The organism is Bauldia sp. (genome assembly GCF_965232525.1).
Lineage (GTDB): Bacteria > Pseudomonadota > Alphaproteobacteria > Rhizobiales > Kaistiaceae > Bauldia.
On record NZ_OZ246980.1, the window covers coordinates 3,697,681 to 3,719,792 of the forward strand.

Sequence of the window (22,112 nt, forward strand, 5' to 3'; positions counted from 1 at the left end):
TCATACCTATCGGGGAGATGGGAGCACAAGCGATGACTGATGTCGTCCCCTCCGACGTGACGGTTTCCGATCGCGCGATTTCGCGGATCGCCAAGATTCTGGCCAACGAGCCGGGCGGAACGGCGTTGCGCGTCAGCGTGTCCGGCGGCGGCTGCTCCGGCTTTCAGTACGGCTTCGACCTCGAGACCAAGCGGGAAGCCGATGACATTGTGATCGAGCGCGACGGCGCGACGGTGCTGATCGACCCGGTGTCGCTGCCCTACATGACCGGCTCGGTGATCGACTTCGTCGACGACCTGATCGGCCAGTCGTTCCAGATCCGCAACCCCAACGCCACCGCGTCCTGCGGCTGCGGCACCAGCTTTTCGATCTAGTTCTCGTCCGTCCACCGACCTCGCTTCACCCGCCCCATGCTGAGGTAGCCGCGTGAGCGGCCCTCGAGGCGAGGAGGAGATTGGGCTCAAGCCGCCCTCGGTCCTAACCGGCGCCCCCGTGAAACCGCTCCACCGTCATTCCGGCGGAAGCCGGAATCCATCGATGTCGGCATCACTTGCCCGGCGTGTTCACAGGCGACGCCGCCTTGTCTGGACCCCGGCTTTCGCCGGGGTGACGGTCGGTGGGTAAATCCGTCACGGAAAAACAGGAGGAGGCCGCGGAGCGGCCCTCGAAGCAAGCACGGCGGGGCCGTGCGCCAAGTGGAATACCTCGTGCGTCTTTCAAGGCTCGGGCTAACGCCCTCGCACCTCAAGATGAGGAGGTTGGAGATCGTGGCCAAGCCGAAAGAAGTACGACCACCTGGAACGTGCGACCACTTCCCTCATGCTGAGGTGCTTCGCGGAGCGAAGCCTCGAAGCACGCACCGCAGCGCATCGCGGCGAAAGCGAGCCCCCTACTCGAGGTCCTCGATCGCCTCGCCGGCCTCGCCGCCGACCCGCTGGGCGAGCGCGGCCTCCATGAACGGATCGAGCGCCCCGTCGAGCACTTCCTTAGGGTTGGTGCTTTCCACCCCGGTCCGCAGGTCCTTGACCAACTGATAGGGCTGCAGGACGTAGGAGCGGATCTGGTGGCCCCAGCCAATGTCGGTCTTGGTCGCGGCCTGGGCATTGGCCTCCGCCTCTCGGCGTTCCAGTTCCACCTCGTAGAGCCGCGCCCGGAGCATCGACCAGGCGGTCGCCCGGTTCTTGTGCTGGGAGCGCTCGCTCTGGCACTGAACCACGATGCCAGTCGGCTCGTGGGTGAGCCGCACCGCCGAGTCGGTGGTGTTGACGTGTTGGCCGCCCGCTCCCGAGGCGCGGTACGTGTCGGTGCGCACCTGCGACTCGTCGATCTCGATCTCGATCGAGTCGTCGATCACCGGATAGACCCAAGCGCTGGCGAACGACGTGTGGCGACGGGCGTTAGAATCGAACGGCGAGATGCGCACCAGCCGGTGGACGCCGGATTCGGTCTTCAGCCAGCCATAGGCGTTCGCCCCCTTGATCAGCAGCGTCGCCGACTTGATCCCCGCCTCTTCCCCCGCATGATACTCAAGCACCTCGGTCTTGTAGCCTTTGCGCTCGGCCCAGCGCTGATGCATCCGCATCAGCATCTCGGCCCAGTCCTGGCTCTCGGTGCCGCCGGCGCCAGCGTGGATTTCGAGGTAGGTGTCGTTGCCGTCCGCCTCGCCGGAGAGCATCGTTTCGATCTCGCGGCGCTCGACCTCGGTCTGCAGCTTTTTCAGCGCGGCTTCCGCCTCGCCGACCACCGACTGGTCGTCCTCGGCTTCGGCGAGCTCGATTAGTTCGATCTGGTCGGAGAGTTCCTGTTGAAGCCGCTCGACCGCCTCGATCTGGTCGGCGAGCTGCTGGCGCTGGCGCATCACCTTCTGCGCCCGCTCCGGCGCGTTCCAGAGGTCCGGATCTTCCGCGGCCGCGTTCAGGTCGGCGAGACGGGACTGGGCGGTATCCCAGTCAAAGATGCCTCCTCAGCAGGCCGATGCCCTGCTCGATCCCGTCGACAATGTGTTGGCTTTCGGCGCGCACGCTTCACTCCGCCAGATTCTTTCGGATTTCGGTGGCGAGCATGTAGCCGCGACAGCGAGTGGATACAAGCGCGTCGGTCGAAAAGTCGAACCGGTTTGGCCAATTCGTAGACTGCCTGACCACGTCTCGGCAGTGACCGTGTCGACTCGTTCGACGAGCCCTCTTGCGCGCTCACCTGCGTCTAGTCTTTTTCCAGACTCGGCCGGTCCGGCCCGTCGGTTGTCGACGCGCTACTGGCAACCGTTCTCGCCATATTCGAGCAGGCTGAGGAAGTCCTCGGTCAGGTAGGGGCCGTAACCGACGCCAGGTTGATCGGGAAAGCCGAACGACTCGACGCTGATCACATAGTGATCGTCCGGGAACTGGTTGTTCGCCGTGCCAATCCAGGCACCGCCGCTCGAGCCGCGCTGGTCGGCGGCGTCCAGCGCTGGGCGCGGTCGCCGCCCGGCGGCGCGCTGGCGTTCTCGTTGTCGCCGGACTGGGCCCAGGCGGGCGTACCCGCCAAGGCAACCGCAATCGCTGCAGAAATGATCGAGAACCGTTTCACCTGACCCTCCCTTGTCCTCCCGGTTGTCCGGGAGAAACGCCCCCAAAAGTCGCGTTTCGCCCATGGCCGTCGCCACCTGTTGGCCGCCGCGGCGACCGGGCGGATCGTAGCAGGGATAAACGTTGATATCAGGGGGAAACACCGACGTCGGTGGGCGCCGGCTAGGGGCGCCGACTCCTCTCGGACTGTCTAACCCCTCTCGGCTCACGGATGTACCCACCCGAACGCGGCGCCCTCGAGGTGGCGACCGGGCCGCAACAAGGCGATGTCGGCCGGTGTCGACCTCATTTCCAACGACTACGGCCCCGGACCGGGCCGGGGCCGCAACGTAACGTCAGATCATTCGCCGAGTGGGCTAGTAGAGACCGCCGGTGCCCGAGACCACGGCGCGGTCGGCTTCCGGCGCCACCGTCAACGGCTGGCCGAACGAGTCGGTGTAGCCGATGATCGAGTAGGTGTCGGGCGGGCCGGTACCCGGCTTGAAAGCTTCGAGCAGCACACCGCCACCGGTCCCGTTGGTGTGGAGCCCGGTCTTGCGGTCGATCGGGATGAAGTTCATGCCCGGCGGCACCCGGAACGGGATCGCCGGCTTGTCGGCCAGTGCCTGCTTCATGAAGTCGACGAAGATCGGCGCCGCCAGCTGGCCGCCGGTCGACGAGCGGCCGAGATTGCGCGGCTGGTCGTAGCCGACGAACACGCCGACCACCAGGTCGGGCGAGAAGCCGACGAACCAGGCGTCGCGATAGTCGTTGGTGGTGCCGGTCTTGCCGGCGAGCGGCTTATCGATCTCGCGCGACACCACGGTCGCGGTGCCACGCTGGACGACGCCCTCCAACATCGACGTCATCTGATACGCGGTCATCGGATCGAGCACCTGATCGGAGTCGTCGATGATCACCGGCTCGTCCTGGCCCTGCCATTCGCCCGCAGCGCATTGTTCGCAGATGCGCTGGTCGTGGCGGAACACCGTCTCGCCGAAGCGATTCTGGATGCGGTCGATAAGGGTCGGGCTGATCGACCGTCCGCCATTGTTGATCACCGAATAGGCCGCCACCATGCGCAGCACGGTCGTTTCGCCGGCGCCGAGCGACATCGGCAGGAACGTCGGCAGATTGTCGTAGACGCCGAACCGTCGGGAGTATTCAGACACCAGCGGCATGCCCATGTCCTGGGCGAGCCGCACCGTCATCACGTTGCGCGAGCGTTCGATGCCGGTGCGCAGCGTCGATGGCCCGGAGAAGTCGTTGCTGTAGTTGGACGGCCGCCAGATCGGCTGGCCCGGACCCGGATCGATTTCGATCGGTGCGTCCATCACCACCGACGACGGCGTGTAGCCGTTGTCGAGCGCCGCCGAATAGACGAACGGCTTGAACGACGAGCCCGGCTGGCGATAGGCCTGAGTCGCGCGATTGAATTCGCTGTCGGCGAACGAGAAACCGCCGACCAGCGCCAACACGCGACCGGTGTGCGGATCCATGGCGACGATGGCGCCTTCGATCTCCGGCACCTGCTGGAGTTCGTACTGGCCGTCCTCACCTTCCACTTCGGAGACGTAAATGACGTCGCCGACCTTCGGCCGCTTGCCAGCCCATTTCATCTGCGAGGACGGCACAACAGCGGTCTCCCGCTCGTCGCCGATCGCGCCGTTCTGCCCACGCATCGGCTGCAGCCCGACCGTCAGGCCGTTACCCGAGGATTCGAGCACGATCGCCAGACGCCACTCGATCACGTCGGTCAGCGCTTCGACCTCGGCGACCGTCGCGCCCCAGTCTTCGCCGAGCGCATCGAAGTGCTTGACCGGACCGCGCCAACCACGGGCCCGATCGAAGCGGACCAGGCCGCGCATCAATGCGCCACGGGCCATCAGTTGCATGTCCGGATCGAGCGTCGTCCGCACCGACAGTCCGCCCTCGTAGAGCGCCTTTTCGCCGAACATCTGGGCGAGCTGCCGCCGCACTTCCTCGGCGAAATAGTCAGCCGCGAACAAGTGCGGCGCGGTCACCCGGCGATTGACGTCAAGGGGCTCAGCCTTGGCCGCCTCACCTTCCTCCGACGTAACGAAGCCGTTCTCAATCATCCGGTCGAGAACCCAGTTACGCCGGTCAATCGCCTGGTCGGTCTTGCGGAACGGATGGTAGTTGTTGGGCGCCTTCGGCAGCGCGGCCAGATACGCCGCTTCGGCCAGGGTCAGTTCGTGAACCGACTTGTCGTAGTATTCAAGCGACGCGGCCGCCACGCCGTAAGCACCAAGCCCGAGGAAGATCTCGTTGAGGTAGAGTTCGAGGATCTTGTCCTTGCTGTAGGCGCCCTCGATCCGAAGCGACAGGATCGCCTCGCGGATCTTCCGCTCGATGCTGCGCTCGTTGGTGAGCAGGAAGTTCTTCGCCACCTGCTGGGTGATTGTCGAGGCGCCAACCGCCCGCCGACCGGAGCCGTAGTCCTGGACGTTTTGGATGGCCGCCCGAGCGATGGCGAAATAGTCGAGCCCGGAGTGATGGTAGAAGTTCTTGTCCTCGGCCGACAGAAACGCCGCCTTGACCCGATCCGGAATGGCCTGGATCGGCAGGTAGAGGCGCCGCTCGCGCGCATATTCCGCGACCAATTGTCCGTCCGACGCATGGATACGCGTCATCACCGGCGGCTCGTATTTCGCCAGCACGTCGTAATCCGGCAAGTCCTGTGTGAGATCAGAGACGTACCAGGCGATACCAGTAGCAACCACTAAAAACAGCACGGCACCAATCCCGAACAGATAACCGAAGATCCGTAGTATCATAACGCGTGCATTCCCCAGCCGTCGATGCGCGGCTCTCGCGTTGTCAGGGCGCCGGCTTCGCCGGGGATACCTTCGTATCCGAGTCTTCGCTGCATCGTCGAGTTTTGTGGAGAAACTAGGGCGACTGTGGCCGGCGACGCGCAGCGTCGCCAACGGTGGCCGATGTGCAACAGGGATCTCACTGGCCGCCTCGCTGGGCGATTTTGGTTTCGAAGAAGCCGTCAATTGCCTCCACGATCGAGGTCGCCGTGTTGGCGCGCCAATCCTCTGAGAGCAGCAACTTCTCGTCGTCCGCGTTGGACACGAAGCCGAGCTCGATCAGCGCCGACGGCACGTCAGGCGCCTCGAGAACGCGGAAATTGGCCTGCTGATGCGGAACCTTGAACATCCGGGTGGTACTCTTCATTTCCTTCACCAGGTTGCGGGCGAAAACGGTTCCGAAGTTGCGGGTTTCGCGCCGGGTGAGATCGATCAGGATGTCGCGCACCTCGTCCGTGTCCTCGGCTGCGACATCGAGGCCGGCGAGGACATCCACCTGGTTTTCGAGCTCTGCCAATTCCGCGGCCATCTTGCCCGAAGCCTCGTCGGCCGCCGTGTAGATAATCGCCCCACGGATGGATCGCCCGCGGAAGGAGTTGGCGTGAATCGACACGAACAGGTCGGCGTTGTTGTCCTGCGCAAAGGCGACCCGATCGCCGAGCGCTACGAAACTGTCGTCAGTTCTGGTGAACAAAACGTTATAGTGGCCGGTTTCCTTTAACTTTTCGCCGAGGATTTCCGCGAATTCGAGGGTCACGTGCTTTTCGATCGCGCCACCGCGCCCCTTGGCCCCGGTGTCGATGCCGCCATGTCCGGGGTCGAGCACAACCGTCGGCAGGTCGCCGTTTTGCGGTGTCGACAGCGCCCGGTCGCGCCGCGCGGCGCTTTGTACGCCGAGCGATTCCCGGTAGGCGCGGTTGGCTTCGAGGAACGACTCGCGGTCGGTTGGGACAATGTCGATGACCAAACGCGCCGGTTGCGCGTCGGCAGGTGGTACGACGAACGATTTGTCCACCCGCACTGGACCCGAGACGTCGAGGACCATCCGGGATTTGCCCGGAGAAATAAAGCCATAGCGGAAGGCCGCGAATAGGCCGCGCATATCGGGCGCCGCGTCCTGGTCGAACCGGAATGTTACCTCCGACATGTCGACGACGATTCGGTATGGATCGGCCAGGGTGAAGACGGCAGCCTTGGTGTCCCTGGTGAGATCGGCGATGAATCGGGTCCTGTTCTCGTCGCCGACAATGCGCGCATCGAACATGACGGGCGTTTCGGCGGCCGCCGTCGCGACGCTGGACAGGACAGTGGCGGCAATCACTGCTAGGATTGCCCAAAAGGCGGGGAAACCGCGCTTTCGACGCCCAAATCGACCGCCCTGGGTGCCCCAGCCAGCGTTCAAAGAAGTCTCCCACTCCCGCGCCCGTCCTGCTTCTTAAAGGATGGCAAGCAGGAGGTTAACCGTCTATGGCCCATTTTTGCGACTTGACCGACGCATCTTGCATTGCTGGTGCGGCGCACATACAACAGTGACACGGAGTTCATCTTCCGTCCGCTTGAGAGCCCATCACGGCTGTGGCGGTCCGAAACGGCGGCGCTTATTGATTTTTAGCCACCGGCCGAACCGGTATCCCCCAAGAACCGGTGGAAGATGTGGCGGGCCCGTGTCCGAATGCGACAGCGCATGAAAACTGGCGTAAATCGGGCGGCACCCGCGTTCCGATGGCGGCCCGATACAGCGCGGCCGCGGTATCCCCGGGCAGGGCCCGGGCCGAGAGAACGAGAAAGGTTCGGCGTACTGAGATGACCCAGCATCCGGTTTCCCTCCCGCCCAGCAAGGACATGATGTCCATCCGGCGGCCGGAGCACGGGCCAGGCGCCACGTATCAACAACAACACGGCCAGTTGACTGGCGCCGCGACGAGGTCCCAAGACACCCGTTGCCGGGCGCCGGCATTTGGCCCCGGAGAATCAGATCAATGGCCAATAAAATGCTTGTCGATGCCGCCCACCCCGAGGAGACCCGGGTCGTGGTTCTTCGCGGCAATCGAGTCCAGGAGTTCGACTTCGAGTCCGCGAACCGTAAACAGCTTCGCGGCAATATCTATCTAGCCAAGGTTACCCGCGTCGAGCCGTCGCTTCAGGCAGCGTTCGTCGATTACGGCGGTAACCGCCACGGTTTCCTAGCCTTTTCGGAAATTCACCCCGACTACTACCAGATTCCGGTCGCCGACCGGCAGGCGTTGATCGAGGCGGAACGGGAAGAGGCCGCCGCCTCGGACAACGGAAACGGCAACGGGGTCGAATCCGAGTCGAAAACGGCAACCGCTGCCGACGAGGAGGCGCCTAAGCCCGCCGAGCCGGGCGACGAGGCTGCCGGGAGCGACGACGAAACCCAGCCCGAGGCTGTTGCGGCTGAGGCCGCGGAACCGGCAACGATTTCGGAGCCGCCGGACGATGGCGCACCGACCGACAGCGAAAGCGACAACGGGGAAACCGCCGAGGCGGCTGCGGAAGCTGACGAACAGGCTGAGACTGAGGCCAAGGCCGACGACGCACAGCCGGCTGATCACAGCGATGGCGAACCCGGTGTAACCGAAGCGGCTTCCTCCGACGACAGCGACACGGGCGACGACGAGGAAGAAGTCGACTCGGTCGGTGCCGAGGACGCGCTCGAAGAGGTGCCGGAGCGCCGCAAGCCACGGCCCCGCCAATACAAGATCCAAGAGGTCATCAAGCGGCGGCAGGTCCTGCTGGTTCAGGTCGTCAAGGAAGAGCGCGGCAACAAGGGCGCGGCGCTGACCACCTATCTGTCGCTCGCCGGCCGGTATTCGGTATTGATGCCGAACACGGCGCGCGGCGGCGGAATCTCCCGCAAGATCACGGCCCCGGCTGATCGCAAGCGACTGAAGGAAGTGGTCGCCGACCTCGATGTTCCCGAGGGTATGGGTGTGATTCTGCGCACCGCTGGGGCCAGTCGCACCAAGGCCGAGGTCAAGCGCGACTTTGAATACCTTCTGCGGCTTTGGGAAAACGTCCGCGAACTGACCCTCCACTCGACGGCGCCAACGCTGGTCTATGAGGAGGGCAGCCTGATCAAGCGGTCGATCCGCGATCTCTACAACAAGGACATCGACGAGATTCTCGTCGCCGGCGACGACTCCTACCGCGAGGCCAAGGAGTTCATGCGCATGCTCATGCCGAGTCATGCGAAGAACGTAAAGCCCTATCGCGACAGCCAGCCGCTTTTCGCCCGTTCGGGCATCGAGGCGCAGCTCGACGCGATGTTCTCGCCACAGGTGACGCTGCGCTCGGGCGGCTATCTGGTCATCAACCAGACCGAGGCGCTGGTCGCGATCGACGTCAACTCGGGGCGGGCGACACGCGAGCACAACATCGAGGACACCGCACTCCAGACCAATCTTGAAGCTGCCGAGGAGATTTCGCGCCAGCTTCGCCTGCGCGACCTGGCCGGTCTGATCGTCATCGACTTCATCGACATGGAGGAGAAGCGCAACAACCGGTCGGTCGAACGGAAGCTGAAGGAAGCCCTGAAGACCGACCGCGCCCGAATCCAAGTCGGCCGTATTTCCCACTTCGGCCTGCTCGAGATGTCGCGCCAGCGCTTGCGGACCGGCGTTCTGGAATCGACCACGATCACCTGCCCGATGTGCCAGGGAACCGGACACATCCGCGCCCCATCGTCCGTCGCCCTGCACGTCCTGCGCTCGCTCGAGGACCAGTTGCTGAAGGCGGCCACCCATAACCTGGTCGTACGGACACCGACCCCGGTCGCCCTCTACATCCTCAACCAGAAGCGCGGCCACCTGTCCGATCTTGAACGACGGTTCAGCCTGTCGATTGCCGTCCATGCCGACGAGGGCCTCGCGCATGGTGCGCACTTTGCCGTCGACCGCGGCGAGCCGGCCGAGCGGGTCGAAACCGGCGGTGCCACCGTCCAGCCGGACTCCGTCCAGCCTGAGATCGCCGACGAGGCATCCGAGCCGGTCGCCGCCGAGCGGGAAGACGAAAGCACCGATGCCCCTGAGGAAGGGGGGCGTCGCCGTCGACGTCGGCGTCGCAGGCGTGGCAGCGGTGGCGAAGCCGCTGACGCCGAACGGCGCGAGACTGTCGAAACGGCGTCTGAAGGCGACGAGCCGACGATCGAGCCGGCCGAACAGGCCGCCGAGGTCCAGTCGGGCGACGATGAAGATCAGCCGGCGCGGAAGCGGCGTCGTGGGCGTCGCGGTGGCCGCCGCGGGCGTCGCAGCCGCGGCGAAGCAGCGGCGACCGGCGAGAACGCCGAAGCAGAAGCGACCGCCGATGACGGCGAAGACCAGCCCGCCGACGCCTCCCGCGGCAACGGCGCGACGCCGGTCGACGCAGCCCCGACAGCCGACGACGAGGAGCCGACGCCCGAACCCGTCAGCCCCCAAATCGCCGAGCCGGACGAGCCGATCACCGTCGCGGCCAGTTCTCCCGACACCCCCACCGGCGAAGCCCCGCCGTCAGAGCCAACTGAATCCGAAGACGAATGGGCGCCGATCGAACCGCTCGATCAGCCGGCACCGGCCGAAGCGGCTGATGACGCTGACGAAATGCCTGCTCCGGAGCCTGCGCCCGAACCGGCGCCAGCGGTGGATTCGGAATCTGACAAGCCAAAGCGCCGCGGCTGGTGGCAACGCAACTTCTTCTAGCGCTCGGATCGGTCCCGATTTAGCTGGGTCGCGTAGCCGAGTGCCATTCTCCCGGAGTTGAGCCAGCCCTCGGGGTACAGGTCACGCCGTGTTGTGATGATGTCGATGATCTGTGCCTCGATGGCTGGATCGTCAGTTGCTGCAGACAGGAAACCAATGATAGAAGCGCGCCCTGCATCTTCAGGGATGGAGCCTTGGTTCCTCGGATGGAAGTAATGCGCTAGATCGTTGTTGGCGACGACGTGCTCGCGAATTGTCTTGGTCGTCGCAGCAATGATTGAAGGGTCGACTTCGAATCCAGCCTGAACCGCCTCGTACAGGAACGGGACCGTAAGGCCCGCCTTCCAGACATACTCCGAATACCCACGAGCGTTCGGATCATTCATCGACTCCGGTACCTGGAGATAGGGGAAGTAATTCCAGGCGATATAGCCGTCTTTGTCGATCTCCACGCCTCTTTCGAACACGCGAATAATCCAGCGGATCCGGTCAGCATAGAACTCGTCACCCGTGATCGCATACATGTTCAGCAGCGTTTGCCCCTGCAAATGAACATGATTGGTGGCCTCGAATTTGTTGACCAACGGGCGCCAGAACCAAACTTCGTCGGCTCCCTCGGCAGGCCTGAGGTCCACATCGAACTGTCGGTAGGCTGTAGAAAAGAAATCGATGACATCCTCCGCGAATGGCCGGTATTCAGCCAGCGCGGGGTCTTCGTTGATCAATCGCGCGAACCCAGTGGCCGGCCGCATGATGATCGAAAAGTGCGTGACATGGGCGACCCAAAGGCTCGCGTCCCCGGCATTGCGGCCAAGGTTCGCCGATCCCCAGGCGTCCATAACCCGGTCGTGGTAATCGTCGTGAAGGCCGAGCACGCTGTCGCGCATCTCCATTACGCGTTCGAAGAAATCGACATAAAGGTCCACGAAACGTGTCTGCCCGGTACGTTGATAGGCCACCAGCGCAATATTGCCCAACATGCCGGTCCCCCACGCCATCGAACCATGGCGGAGATCCCCTTGTTGGACGACTTTATGGAGATGTTCCTCTGACTTACGTTGCAGGTAGCCGTACAGCGCGTTTGGTTCAAACACCTCGCCGAGGAATTGCGACAGGATTTTCTGCGGATCGTCGGACGATAGCCGGTCCGGCAGGAAGCAATCGAGATAGGGGATGGTTTCTGGATCAATTCCATCACTGAGCATCTTGCGAACCGCCTCGTAGGCCGCAAAGGCGTTTTGCTCATCGCGGGCTTCCGCGCATGACAAGTCTGCCTTGGCGCGCAGCTTTTTTGGCTTCCTGACCTCGAACGAAACCTGCAGCGGGACCGCCTGCGAATAGTCGATCCGCCTTTCTTTCTTCGGCTGCAGAAGCCCAAAGACAAGGTTCGAGCCACCCGCAAAGCCGAACAGCAGGGCTAGAGACGCAACCGCCATTGCACCTGCCACCACGGTCCGCTTCGTTTTGGTTGTCACTATTATGAGCCCATATCGCTTGGATCGGTTCCACACATCGATGTGAAGCGAGGCGACGCAATCACCCTGCCAGCAAGACGCTCCTCACGGGTATCGGCATTCCGTTGCCATGCGACTACGCAGCCACGGGCGCAACCTTGCCTTTGCGACTCGCTTCCGGCATAGCCGTCTTCATATGAATGCGGTGATCTATACAGTTGGAACCCGGCAATGAAAGCCCTTCTCATCCAGATTTTCACCTGGTGGAACGGTGCGACCATGGGCACGCGCTTTTTTACGTGGCGCAAGGGCGAGTTCGTCGGCGAGGACGAGCAGGGCAATCGCTATTATCGCGAGCGCAATGGCACCCGGCGCTGGGTGATCTACAACGGTCTCGCCGAGGCGTCGCGGATTCCGAACGGCTGGCATTCCTGGATCCACTACCGCATCGACGATCCGCCCGCCGCCTACACGCCGCGGGAATGGGAAAAGCCGCATGAACCCAACCTGACCGGGACGCCGCGCGCTTACCGCCCGCCGGGTTCGATTCTTCACGCCGATCCACGCACGCCGGCCCGACCGGACTACGAGCCCTGGAAGCCGGGCGACGCCTGATCTGAGTTGTCGATGCCGCGCGCAATCAATTGCCTCGGCAGGATAGCGCTCCGGTACGGCGAACACGTTGCTCCCACTTGCCGCGACCGTGATCGCCTGTGACCCAGAGGCCGCCGGACCTTCTCTACGCGGTGGACGAACGGCCGCCATGGCCGAAGCTCGTGCTGCTCGGCCTGCAGTTCTCGCTGCTGTTGGTCGTGCCGCTGGTCTTGTTGGTCATCGTCCTGAAGGCAGCGCAGACGCCGACCGACGACGCCCACAGCTATCTCAGCTTCGGGCTGCTCGCCCTCGCCCTCGGAACCATCTTCCAAGCTTACAACGGCCGCTGGTTCGGGTCCGGTTATCTCGCCCCGCCGGTCTTCTCCGCCATCTACATCGGTCCGGCCCTGCTGGCTGCTCAAGCCGGCGGTATGCCGGCCGTCGCCGCGATGACCATCTTCGCCGGCTTGGTGGAAATGACACTCGCCCGCCTGCTGCCGTATTTGCGCCTCCTGTTCCAGCCGCTGATCGGCGGGCTGATCGTGCTCGTCGTCGGCATCGAGCTCGGCCTCATCGGCCTCGACCACCTGACCGACGTCCGTGACGGTAATGTGCCGGACTACGGCCTTCATCTCGCTGTCGCCGCCCTTTGCTTGGCGACCGCGATCGGGCTGAGCGTCTGGGGGCGCGGCGTATTCCGGCTGATGTGTTCGTTGTTCGCGCTGATCGTCGGCGTGATCGCGGCGCTCGCCGTTGGGCTGATTGCCGGTCCGGAAATCAACCAACTCTCGGCAGCGGCGTGGTTTGCGCTGCCGGACTTCGGCGTCCTCGCCTATGATTTCGATCCCGCACTGCTGCCAAGCTTCCTCGTGGCCGCGGTTGCCGCCGCGGTCCGGGTTACGGGCGTGATCGCCTCTGCCCAGCGGATCAACGACGCGAAGTGGAAGCGACCGGAGCCGAAGAGCCTGCAGCGGGGCATGTTCGCCGACGGTATGGGCGCCGCCGCGGCCGGTCTGCTCGGAGTGCTTGGCACCAGCGCCGCGCCCAGCATCGTCGGCCTGTCGATGGTGACTGGGGCCACCAGCCGGGCGATCGCTTACGCTGCCGCGATTTTTCTCATTGTCTTCGCCCTGACGCCCAAAGTCGCGGCGTTCATGATCGGCCTGCCGCCCGAGGTGTTCGGCGCGCTGATCCTGTTCAACGGTTCGCTGATGATCGTCAGTGGTTTCCAGATTCTCGCCCCGCGCGGCCTGACAACCCGTACCGGGTTCGTGCTGTCGCTGTCGCTGCTTTTGGGCCTCCTGGCGCGCACCGAACCGCAGGTCTTCGCAACCCTGCCGGAAGCCCTGCGACTGGTCACCGGTTCGCTGCTTACCGTCGCGCTTACCACGGCGATTGTCCTCTCGTTGGTGTTCCGCCTCGGCATCCGCCGGCGCGAAACTGAGCAATGGCGCGGGAAGGATGGCGAGCCGGTGAATTTCGAGACGATGCTGCGAACCCGCTCGCACGATTGGAAGGTCGATGACGAAACGATCGACCGGGCCGAGGCGGCGCTCACCGACGTTATCCGCCATATCCAGGAGAGCGGCTATCTCGACCAACCGATATCCCTCGATGCCGCGTTCGATGAGCTCGAACTCGAGATCGAGATCGCCTATCGCGGCCGCCCGATACACCCGGCGCGCACTGTGCCGATGGCCCACCACGTCGTGCATGAGGAATCCGCCGCCGCAGGAATGTCCGCCGCCGCACTCGCTGCCGAAGCTGATCGCACCAGTGTGACCATGGCCGGCGACGAAGTCCGGATCAAACTTTGGTTCACGGCGTGACGAACCGCTGGCAACGCCCATCGACCCGCCGCGCGGTCTGCGCTATTTCACCGCCCGAACCTACGACCAGGATCAAGGAGCGCCGCGATGCGCATCTCGGGCGGCCCGATCACCGAACCATTTGACCTCGGCGAAATTCTTGCGCCGGGATTGGCCAACGATCCTGACGCGGACGCTCTGGTTTCGCTGACGGCACGCTGGACGTGGGCGCAGACTGAGCGGGCCAGCAACCGGCTGGCAGCGAGCTATCGCGGCCTCGGCCTCGAGCCCGGCGACCGGCTCGCGTCGCTTCTGCCCAATCGTGCGTTGCTCTTCATCCACTACCTCGCCTGCATGAAAGCCGGCTTGGTCATGGTGCCCCTCAACTACCGCTATCAGGCGTCGTCCATCGACCACAGCCTGGAACGAAGCGGGGCCCGTGCGCTGGTTGCCCATAGCGAACGTCTCGCCGAACTCGCCCCCTCGCCGGTTGTCGCCGCTCTCCCCTGCGGCACCATAACGCTTGAGCACGAGACGCCCGATCCGCGTCCCCGGCTCGAAGACCTGATGGCCACCGGCGACGGCGCCCACCACCCGGTGCACCGGGACCCGGATGATGCGGCCGCCATCTTCTTCACCTCCGGCAGCACCGGCGTCCCCAAGGGTGTCACACATAGCTATCGGTCCCTTGGCGCCGCCTTTCGCACCGTCGCCATAGCATTCGAATTGACCCCCGAAGACAGGCTGCTCCCCGGCTCGTCGTGTTCTCACATCGGCGGATTTCTGTTCGGTTTCTCCGCGCTGGCGACCGGCGCAACCGTCATCGTCGCCCGCCGCTACACCGCCGACGAGGTTCTGGCGCTGATGCGGGCGGAGCGTCCGACGGTGCTCTGCATGATCCCGGCGGCATTGTTCTCCGTGGTGCGCGACCCTCATGCACAGGCCGACGATTTCTCCTCGCTGCGCCTCTGCCGGGCCGGCGCCGACAAGGTGCCGATGGAACTGGAGCGCGAGTTCGTTGCGATCACCGGCCACGAGATCGACGAGGGCTATGGCTGCAGCGAGGCCGGCCTGATCACGCTCAATCCGCCGTCGGGCCTGATCATTCCGGGCTCGGTCGGTCGCATCTTGCCGGGCTTCGACGCCGCGATCCGCGACGACGCGGGCAACGAGGTCCATTTCGGCGTTGACGGGAACCTCTGGGTCCGCTCGCCGACGCTGATGCACGGTTACTGGCAGGATGCCGAGGCCACCAACAGTGCGCTGAAGGATGGCTGGCTCGACACCGGCGACCGGATGACTGCCAACGACGAAGGCTACCTCTGGTTCCGCGGCCGCAAGAAGCAGATCATTGTCCATGACGGCTCGAACATCTTCCCGCAGGAGGTCGAGGATGCGCTGCTCGATCATCCGGCCGTGGCAAGCGCCGGCGTGATCGGCATCCACGACCTCGTCCACGGCGAGAACGTCCGCGCCTATGTGGTGCTCGCCGAGGATGCCGATACCGTCCGGGTCGACGAACTGATCGAGCACGCCCGCGGACTCGTCGGCTACAAGGCGCCGGAGGAGATCGTCTTCATTGACGAGATGCCGCTCAACCCGACCGGCAAGGTCGATCGGGTAACCCTGAAGGCCATGGCCGAGGAGCGCCACCATCCCGACTGATCCCGCGACACTGCGTCAGGCCACCACGACGTTTGCCGTCGACACCCGCGGCAAGGGGCTGACCGAGATCACCGAGTCAATCGTTGGCTGGCTCCGCGATCAGGGTCTGGAGACCGGCCTCCTCACGGTGTTCTGTCGCCACACCTCCGCGTCGCTGATTATTCAGGAGAACGCCGACCCGGATGTGCGCACCGACCTGGAGGCCTACTTCGAGACGATCGCGCCCGAGGACCCCGGCCGCTACGTCCATGGCCACGAAGGCGCCGACGACATGCCGGCCCATATTCGCACCGCGCTCACCGCTTCCTCGCTGTCGATCCCCGTCATCGGCGGCGCGCCGGCGCTAGGGACGTGGCAAGGCATCTACCTGTTCGAGCATCGCCGCCGCCCCCACCGCCGGCAGATCATCCTCCATGTCGTTGGCGCATAGACGCAAAGGCGGGGACGTTTCGCGGCGCGCCTGACCCGAGGACCGCCAAAATCGAACCTGCACGAAACTGACACCCTTGCGGGAATAATCCTCCCATCCCCACGTTCCTTACCCAGACAGCGGGATGAATCCGCTGCGGACGCGACGGGCTCCGGGGCATTGGAAGAGGAACGACTGATGGCAGCAACAATTAACGGAACGGAAGACGACGACCGCCTGAAGGGCACGTCGGGCAAGGACACGATCCGCGGTCGCGAAGGCGACGATGTGCTCAAGGGAAAGGCGGGTAAGGACACCCTCCTCGGCGGGGAAGACGACGATCGCCTGTTCGGCGGCAAGGGCAATGATACGCTCAAAGGTGGCGAGGACGACGACCTCCTCCATGGCGGCCGCGGCAACGACGAGCTGCGCGGCGGCGAAGACGACGACAGGCTGTTCGGAGGCGCCGGCCGCGACAAGCTATCAGGCGGCGAAGACGACGATCGCCTCGACGGCGGCAAGGGCAACGACGTCCTGACCGGCGGCGAGGGCGACGATCGTTTCGTCTTCAAGTCCGGCAAGGACAAGATCAAGGACTTCGATGATGACGACGACAAGATCGTCCTCAAAGGGATCAAGGGCATCAATGACTTTGACGATGTCCTCGATGCCGCGGACGAAGTCGGCAACGACGTTGTGCTCGACTTCGGCAAAAACGAACTGACGATCAAGAAAACGTCGATCGACGATCTCGACGCCGACGACTTCGTGCTCTGATCGCACCATGACAGACGCGTGGCTTGCGGCGGTCGTCTCACGCGCCCCACCGGCCACGCGTCGCCCTGCCTCGGGGTAACCACGATCGTCGATGCCCGGAACGCCATCTTGGCTGCCGGGCGGTCGATGAGAAATCAGAACGAAGAGAATCGCGGCGCCCCTGGGAATAACCCCCGCACACGATCGTTTCCCCTGACATGCGGCGGGATCGGCCCGCCGTCGGCGCGGCGGGTTTGGGCGCAAGCGAAAAGGGGAGTCATACCATGGCAGTGATCAACGGGACCGACGAAGCCGATGTCCTGAACGGCACATCGGGCAAAGACACCATTCGCGGCTTCGACGGCGAGGATGTCCTCGACGGCAAGGCTGGCAACGACACGGTCGACGGCGGTGACGATGACGACATCGTCCGCGGCGGTGATGGCAACGACATCGTGATCGGCGGCAAGGGCGAGGACGAACTCTTCGGCGGCGCCGGCAACGACCACCTCACCGACGAGAGCGGTAACGACTCCCTCTCCGGCGGAGCCGGCAAGGACTATCTCGACGCTGGCGAAGGCAACGACGATCTCAGCGGCGGCGGCGGCGCCGATAAGCTCTATGGTCGAGAGGGCAACGACGACATGGCGGGCGGCGGTGGTCGCGACAAACTCTGGGGCGGCGAAGGCGACGACGACATGGATGGTGGCGGCGGCCGTGACAAGCTCTGGGGTGGCGAGGGCAATGATGTGCTCGCTGGCGGCAAGGGCAAAGACGTCATGACCGGTGGCGAAGGGGGCGACCGCTTCGTCTTCGAATTCGGCAAGGACAAGATCAAGGATTTCGAAAGCGGCGACGACGAGATCGACCTGACGGCGATCAAGGGCGTCAACGACTTCGACGATGTTCTCGATGCCGCGAGTGAAGTCGGCGACGATGTCGTTCTCGCCTTCGGTAAGAAACAACTGACGATCGAAGACACATCGATCGGCGATCTCGACGACGACGACTTCGTGCTCTAGTCGCACGATGGCTGACGCGCGGCCAGCGGCGGTCCGCCTCCCTCCTGCTGCGGGCCGCGCGTCGTTATGCCGGGAAGACCGTAGCCGGTAAACGATTCGGCGACGCACGAATCGTCGCCGCAATTTCGTCAAACCTCGGCATTTTCATGACTTTCGGGCGGGGAGCTCACGTCCGTCCACAGGGGACAAGAGCGAAGTAGCGTGGCGTATCCGGGGTCGACAAGTGCCCTGACATTCCTGATAGCGGCGACCCTGGCTGGGGCCGGCGGCGCGTCCGCTGCAACTCAATGCGGCAAGGCGGCCTGGTTCGACCTCGAAGGCATCACCGCCAGCGGCGAGCCGGCGGATGCATCGGAATTGACCGCAGCCCACCGGAGCCTGCCGTTCCAGACACGGGTCAAGGTCGAGAACCTCGCCAACGGCCAATCCGTGATCGTGCGCATCAACGACCGGGGCCCGTTCGTCAAAGGCCGCGTGATCGATGTCAGCCGTGCCGCGGCGGAACGGCTCGACTTCATCGGTGATGGCATTACCCGCGTCCGCCTGTCGGTGATTGACGGCGATGCCCCGCGACTGCCGAACCCCTGCGGTTCGGCAGATGGCGAGGAACCCATCGTCACCGCAGCGCTCACGGTGGATCCCGACCTACCCGGACCGCGCTTGCGTCCCCGTGACTTCGACATGCCGGCCGCGGAGATTGGCGGCGATCTGCCCAACCCCGGCGACGACGCCGGGCTGGACCCGAACGCGCCCGTCGGCGATCCCATAGTCGACGATCCGGCCTTGCGTTTCGCCGACGCGTTTGCCCCCATCCCCGACAAGCCCGATCTGCTTGCCCGCCTTCGCGAGAAAGCCGACGCCGATCCGGAGCCGCCGCCGGTGATCGATCCGCACCACGGCATCGCCAAACGCGAGGACTGGGACCGGTTGCAGCAGTTGCCGGAGTAATCGCGGCGGGGCTCTGACCCTAACGAGAGAACGGGCGTGTCGCGGCGCGGGAAATGATGCCGCCCGGGCAAGCTCGCGGGAGTTTGAATTGCTTCGGGGAGATTAGGCCCCAGATAAAGGCCATCCGATCGCCAGGAGGTCCAGGTCATGGGTATCGACCGCCGCACACTGCTCGCCGCCGGCGCCGCTGCCAGCATTTCGGCTGTTCTCCCCCGCTCAGCGGGAGCAGAAACCCCGTCGCCCGGCGCCCTCATGCGCGAGCGGGCGACGGCGCTGCTTAACCAGCTTGACGAACGGCAGCGCGACGCCGTGCTCTTCCCGTTCGATGGCCGCAACCGCCGGGCCTGGAATTTCATGCAGGGCTCGCGCCGGGCATCCGGGCTCGCGCTGGAGCAGATGACACCGGCGCAGAAAGATCTCGCCCTCGACCTGCTCGCCACCGGCACCAGCGCTTTCGGCCTCGAAAAGGCGCAAAACATCATGCTCCAGCAGGACATCCTGAGGGATGAATGGGGCAAGGGCTCCCCCGATCGAAACCGCGAGCGGTTTTCCGTCCAGCTCTATGGCGAACCGGTCAGCACCGGCGCCTGGTCGTGGCGGTGGGAGGGACATCACCTGTCGCTCACCTTCACCCTGCTCGACGACGAAGTGATTTCGACCACGCCCAGCGCTTTCTCGTCGGAGCCCAACACCGTACCGTCGGGCCCTCACCGTGGCCTTGTCGTGCTGAAGGACGAGGAGGTTCTCGGACGTCGGCTGTTCGGCGATATTGACGCGGCAAACCAGCGCAACGCTCTCGTCTGGTCGAACTCGCCCGGAAACATCCGCTCAACTCGCGTGGCGGCGGGACAGCTCGCCGCGGAGGCCGCCGGCGTGCCGCTCGGCGACCTCACCCAGGGGCAACGGGACATGACCACGCGCCTCATCGAGGTCTACACGAGCGAGGTCCTACCGCAGCCCCTGGCGGAATTCCAGATCGCGCGCCTCGCCAGTCAAGATATGGATGCGGTCCGGTTTGCCTGGGGCGGCGCCGACCTCGACGGCTCGATCTACTATCGCCTCACAGGCGAAGATCTGCTGATCGAGTTCGCCAGCCTCACCAATCAGCCGCTTCACCTCCACGCCGTCTTCCACGACACCACGCGCAACTTCGGCGCCCATCGACTGTAGCGCTTCAGCCGCCCGCGGGGGTGTGCTTGACCGTCCAGTCCAGACAGGACCGCAGCAGTCTGAGATAGAGCTTCGGCGGATAGAAGTCGTGATCGGCGCCGGGATAGCCGACCAGATGCACATCGACCCCGGCCCGCTTCAGCGCCCGGTAGAACTCCTGCAGTTGGCCGTGCGGCACGTTTGTGTCGAGCAGCCCGCCCTGAATCAGCGTCGGGGTCCGCACATTGCGCACATGAAAGATCGGTGAGCGGTTCAGGAACACCTGCAGGTGGTCAATGAAACTTCCGCCCAGATACCAGCTGGTTTGAAAGTACGCGTTGGTGCCCTCCAGGCTGATGTAGTCCGTCTCACCGGCGATCGGGCAGGCCGACCTGAACCGGTCCGTCTGGGTGACGATCCAGCTTGTCATCGTCCCGCCGTTGCTCTGGCCGATGACGAACAGCCGGTCCGGATCGGCGAGGCTCTTGTCGACGACGTGGTTCACGCCGGACATGATGTCCTGATAGTCAAGGATGCCGAAGTTACCGATCAGGTCCTCGCGGAATTTTTTGCCGTAGCCGAGCGTCCCCCGGTAGTTGACCCTCAGCACGAAGTACCCCTGCTCCGGGTAGGCCGCCGTCGCGAAGAACTTCATCAGCGGCAGGTACTCATTGAAGTCGACGCCGTTCGGACCGCCGTGGATCTGGACGACCAAGGGGTAGCGTTCGCCCGCCTGATAATCGACCGGATAGGTGAGCAGACCCTCCACCTCGGTGTTATCCAGCGACCTCCAACGGACGAGTTCGGTCCTGCCGATCGGTATGTCGAGAAACCGGTCATTTACGTCGCTGATTTTTCGCGGCGAGAACGTACTGACGTCGGTAACGTAGACGGCCGGCGGCGTGTTGTAGGTCTGGCCGATGAACGCCAGCGTGGCGTTGTCCGGAGCGACATCGACGAAGGACGAGACGAGGTAGGTGTTGAGGCCCGGAATGCTGAGATCGCGTGGCGCGCCGAAGACCTTCTCCGGTTCCCCACCATCGATCGGCATCCGGTAGAACGAATAGGTCACCCGATCGTTCTCGATGTAGTAGAGGCTCTGGGAGTCAGAAGCCCACTGCCAGGGGAAGGGAAGCTGCCGCTCGGTGGGCGGCAGCGCGACGGTCTCCCCGGTCTCGGTCGAATAGAGCTTGATGTCCCACAGAAAGGACCATTTGAATTCGCCGGGCGCGTTGATGAAGGTGAGCCACTTGCCGTCCGGCGAGTACTTGGGAAAGTACTTCCAACGATCGTTCCCCGCGTTCACCGCGGTGACATTGCGGGTCTCGACGTCGACGACAGCGAGTTGCGCCTTCGTCCAGGGATCCAGTCCCGGCCGCTCCTGATGGGCGAAGACGATGGTACTGCTATCCGGCGACCAGTCGTACGCCCAGGTGCCGGACCAATCGCTGACCGAGAACGGCTGGTTCTCGGTCAGGTTGGTCACCGTTCCGCCCGATAGCCCGTCGTTCAGGGCCAGCAACCACAGATGGACCTTGTCGAACGAATCGGAATCGTCGACGGGCGGATGTCCGTAAGCCGGATTCGGCATGACGAAGGCGATCGACCGGCCGTCTGGCGCCCACTGGAAGCTGGAGATGTCTTCGCTGAGTTCAGTGACCTGCCGGCTATTGCTGCCATCGGCGTCGATCAGCCAGAGATTGGTGTTGCCCGACTCGGAGGAGAGATAGGCGAGCGTTCCGCCGTCCGGCGACCATTGGATGCTGGAAATATGGGGAGATGGGTCGAGCAGGGTCCGAACCGTATCGCTGTTCGGATCGGAAATGACGAACGCGGTTAGATACTGATCGGCGTCGAGATCGATACTATTGATGCCGAAGACGATTTCCGAACCATCGGGTGAATAGGACAGATCCGAGAGCCGATTGACCTCCATACTCCGTTCGGGGGTCCAGTGTTCTTGTGCTAAAGCTTTTGTCGGCAGCGCCAGGACACAAGGGAAAAGCACTAAACTAAGGCAGCTAAACATCGATTGTCTGAAATGTTTCATTGTCCATCCCTTTGGCGTCACGCTCGAAACTGTTGTCGCTTGTAACTCGAATCCGGCTGACCGCGGTAGTCGGCCGGATGCCGTATCGGTTCGACGCGGCCGCCATATCGGCGAGCCGTCGATCCCCGCCACCGCAAGCATCCACATCCCTGCCCCCGATTTCCCCAGCCAAGCCCC

The 22,112-nt window shown here is 64.0% G+C and carries 16 protein-coding genes; 11 read left to right on the top strand and 5 right to left on the bottom strand.

Features of this window, described 5'->3' with window-relative positions; genetic code table 11:
- Positions 1-32: 32 nt before the first annotated feature.
- Entirely contained in the window at positions 33-374 is a 342-nt protein-coding gene (gene erpA / locus ACO076_RS17550; RefSeq protein ID WP_421724110.1) for an iron-sulfur cluster insertion protein ErpA, read from the top strand.
- Between the two features lie 515 nt (positions 375-889).
- Here the strand turns inward: erpA and prfB are convergent.
- Positions 890-2,021 (bottom strand): peptide chain release factor 2 gene (prfB, locus tag ACO076_RS17555; protein WP_421724111.1). Its coding sequence is split into 2 segments (ribosomal slippage): positions 890-1,951 and positions 1,953-2,021, totalling 1,131 coding nucleotides; the frame shifts between segments, so codons are not numbered across the junction.
- 347 nt (positions 2,022-2,368) lie between these two features.
- On the opposite strand from prfB, the gene ACO076_RS17560 reads away from it, so the two are divergent.
- Complete coding sequence (locus ACO076_RS17560; protein WP_421724112.1) at positions 2,369-2,572, top strand: hypothetical protein; 204 nt, start codon at positions 2,369-2,371, stop codon at positions 2,570-2,572.
- A 351-nt stretch (positions 2,573-2,923) separates the two neighbouring features.
- Here the strand turns inward: ACO076_RS17560 and ACO076_RS17565 are convergent, their stop codons facing one another.
- On the bottom strand, positions 2,924-5,341 hold the full coding sequence (locus ACO076_RS17565; protein WP_421726767.1) for a penicillin-binding protein 1A: 2,418 nt from the start codon (positions 5,339-5,341) through the stop codon (positions 2,924-2,926).
- Between the two features lie 181 nt (positions 5,342-5,522).
- Positions 5,523-6,785, bottom strand: a complete 1,263-nt coding sequence (locus ACO076_RS17570; protein WP_421724113.1) for an N-acetylmuramoyl-L-alanine amidase — start codon at positions 6,783-6,785, stop codon at positions 5,523-5,525.
- Between the two features lie 577 nt (positions 6,786-7,362).
- Between ACO076_RS17570 and ACO076_RS17575 the strand changes: the two genes are divergently transcribed.
- Positions 7,363-10,080, top strand: coding sequence for an Rne/Rng family ribonuclease (locus ACO076_RS17575; protein ID WP_421724114.1), 2,718 nt, complete (start codon positions 7,363-7,365; stop codon positions 10,078-10,080).
- Here ACO076_RS17575 and ACO076_RS17580 read toward each other — a convergent pair.
- Positions 10,077-11,555, bottom strand: coding sequence for a hypothetical protein (locus ACO076_RS17580; RefSeq protein ID WP_421724115.1), 1,479 nt, complete (start codon positions 11,553-11,555; stop codon positions 10,077-10,079). The genes ACO076_RS17575 and ACO076_RS17580 overlap by 4 nt on opposite strands.
- A 210-nt stretch (positions 11,556-11,765) precedes the next feature.
- On the opposite strand from ACO076_RS17580, the gene ACO076_RS17585 reads away from it, so the two are divergent.
- The 8 genes from ACO076_RS17585 (at position 11,766) to ACO076_RS17620 (ending at position 19,906) form a co-directional block, all read left to right on the top strand.
- Positions 11,766-12,149 (top strand): NADH:ubiquinone oxidoreductase subunit NDUFA12, encoded by a 384-nt coding sequence (locus tag ACO076_RS17585; RefSeq protein WP_421724116.1) that lies wholly within the window; start codon positions 11,766-11,768, stop codon positions 12,147-12,149.
- A 98-nt stretch (positions 12,150-12,247) separates the two neighbouring features.
- Positions 12,248-13,957, top strand: coding sequence for a solute carrier family 23 protein (locus tag ACO076_RS17590; protein ID WP_421724117.1), 1,710 nt, complete (start codon positions 12,248-12,250; stop codon positions 13,955-13,957).
- Between the two features lie 87 nt (positions 13,958-14,044).
- Entirely contained in the window at positions 14,045-15,601 is a 1,557-nt protein-coding gene (locus ACO076_RS17595; RefSeq protein ID WP_421724118.1) for a class I adenylate-forming enzyme family protein, read from the top strand.
- A gap of 10 nt (positions 15,602-15,611) precedes the next feature.
- Positions 15,612-16,031 carry a secondary thiamine-phosphate synthase enzyme YjbQ gene (locus ACO076_RS17600; protein ID WP_421726768.1) on the top strand — a complete coding sequence of 140 codons (420 nt, stop codon included), beginning with the start codon at positions 15,612-15,614 and terminating at the stop codon, positions 16,029-16,031.
- A 177-nt stretch (positions 16,032-16,208) separates the two neighbouring features.
- On the top strand, positions 16,209-16,787 hold the full coding sequence (locus ACO076_RS17605; protein ID WP_421724119.1) for a calcium-binding protein: 579 nt from the start codon (positions 16,209-16,211) through the stop codon (positions 16,785-16,787).
- A 263-nt stretch (positions 16,788-17,050) separates the two neighbouring features.
- A complete protein-coding gene (locus ACO076_RS17610) occupies positions 17,051-17,788 on the top strand; it encodes a calcium-binding protein (RefSeq protein WP_421724120.1) in 738 nt (245 codons plus the stop codon).
- A gap of 201 nt (positions 17,789-17,989) precedes the next feature.
- Positions 17,990-18,736 (top strand): septal ring lytic transglycosylase RlpA family protein, encoded by a 747-nt coding sequence (locus tag ACO076_RS17615; protein ID WP_421724121.1) that lies wholly within the window; start codon positions 17,990-17,992, stop codon positions 18,734-18,736.
- 147 nt (positions 18,737-18,883) lie between these two features.
- Positions 18,884-19,906, top strand: coding sequence for a DUF3500 domain-containing protein (locus tag ACO076_RS17620; RefSeq protein WP_421724122.1), 1,023 nt, complete (start codon positions 18,884-18,886; stop codon positions 19,904-19,906).
- Between the two features lie 4 nt (positions 19,907-19,910).
- Here the strand turns inward: ACO076_RS17620 and ACO076_RS17625 are convergent, their stop codons facing one another.
- The gene (locus tag ACO076_RS17625) at positions 19,911-21,821 is read right to left on the bottom strand and encodes a S9 family peptidase (protein ID WP_421724123.1); all 1,911 of its coding nucleotides are present in this window, start codon (positions 21,819-21,821) and stop codon (positions 19,911-19,913) included.
- Between the last annotated feature and the right edge of the window lie 291 nt (positions 21,822-22,112).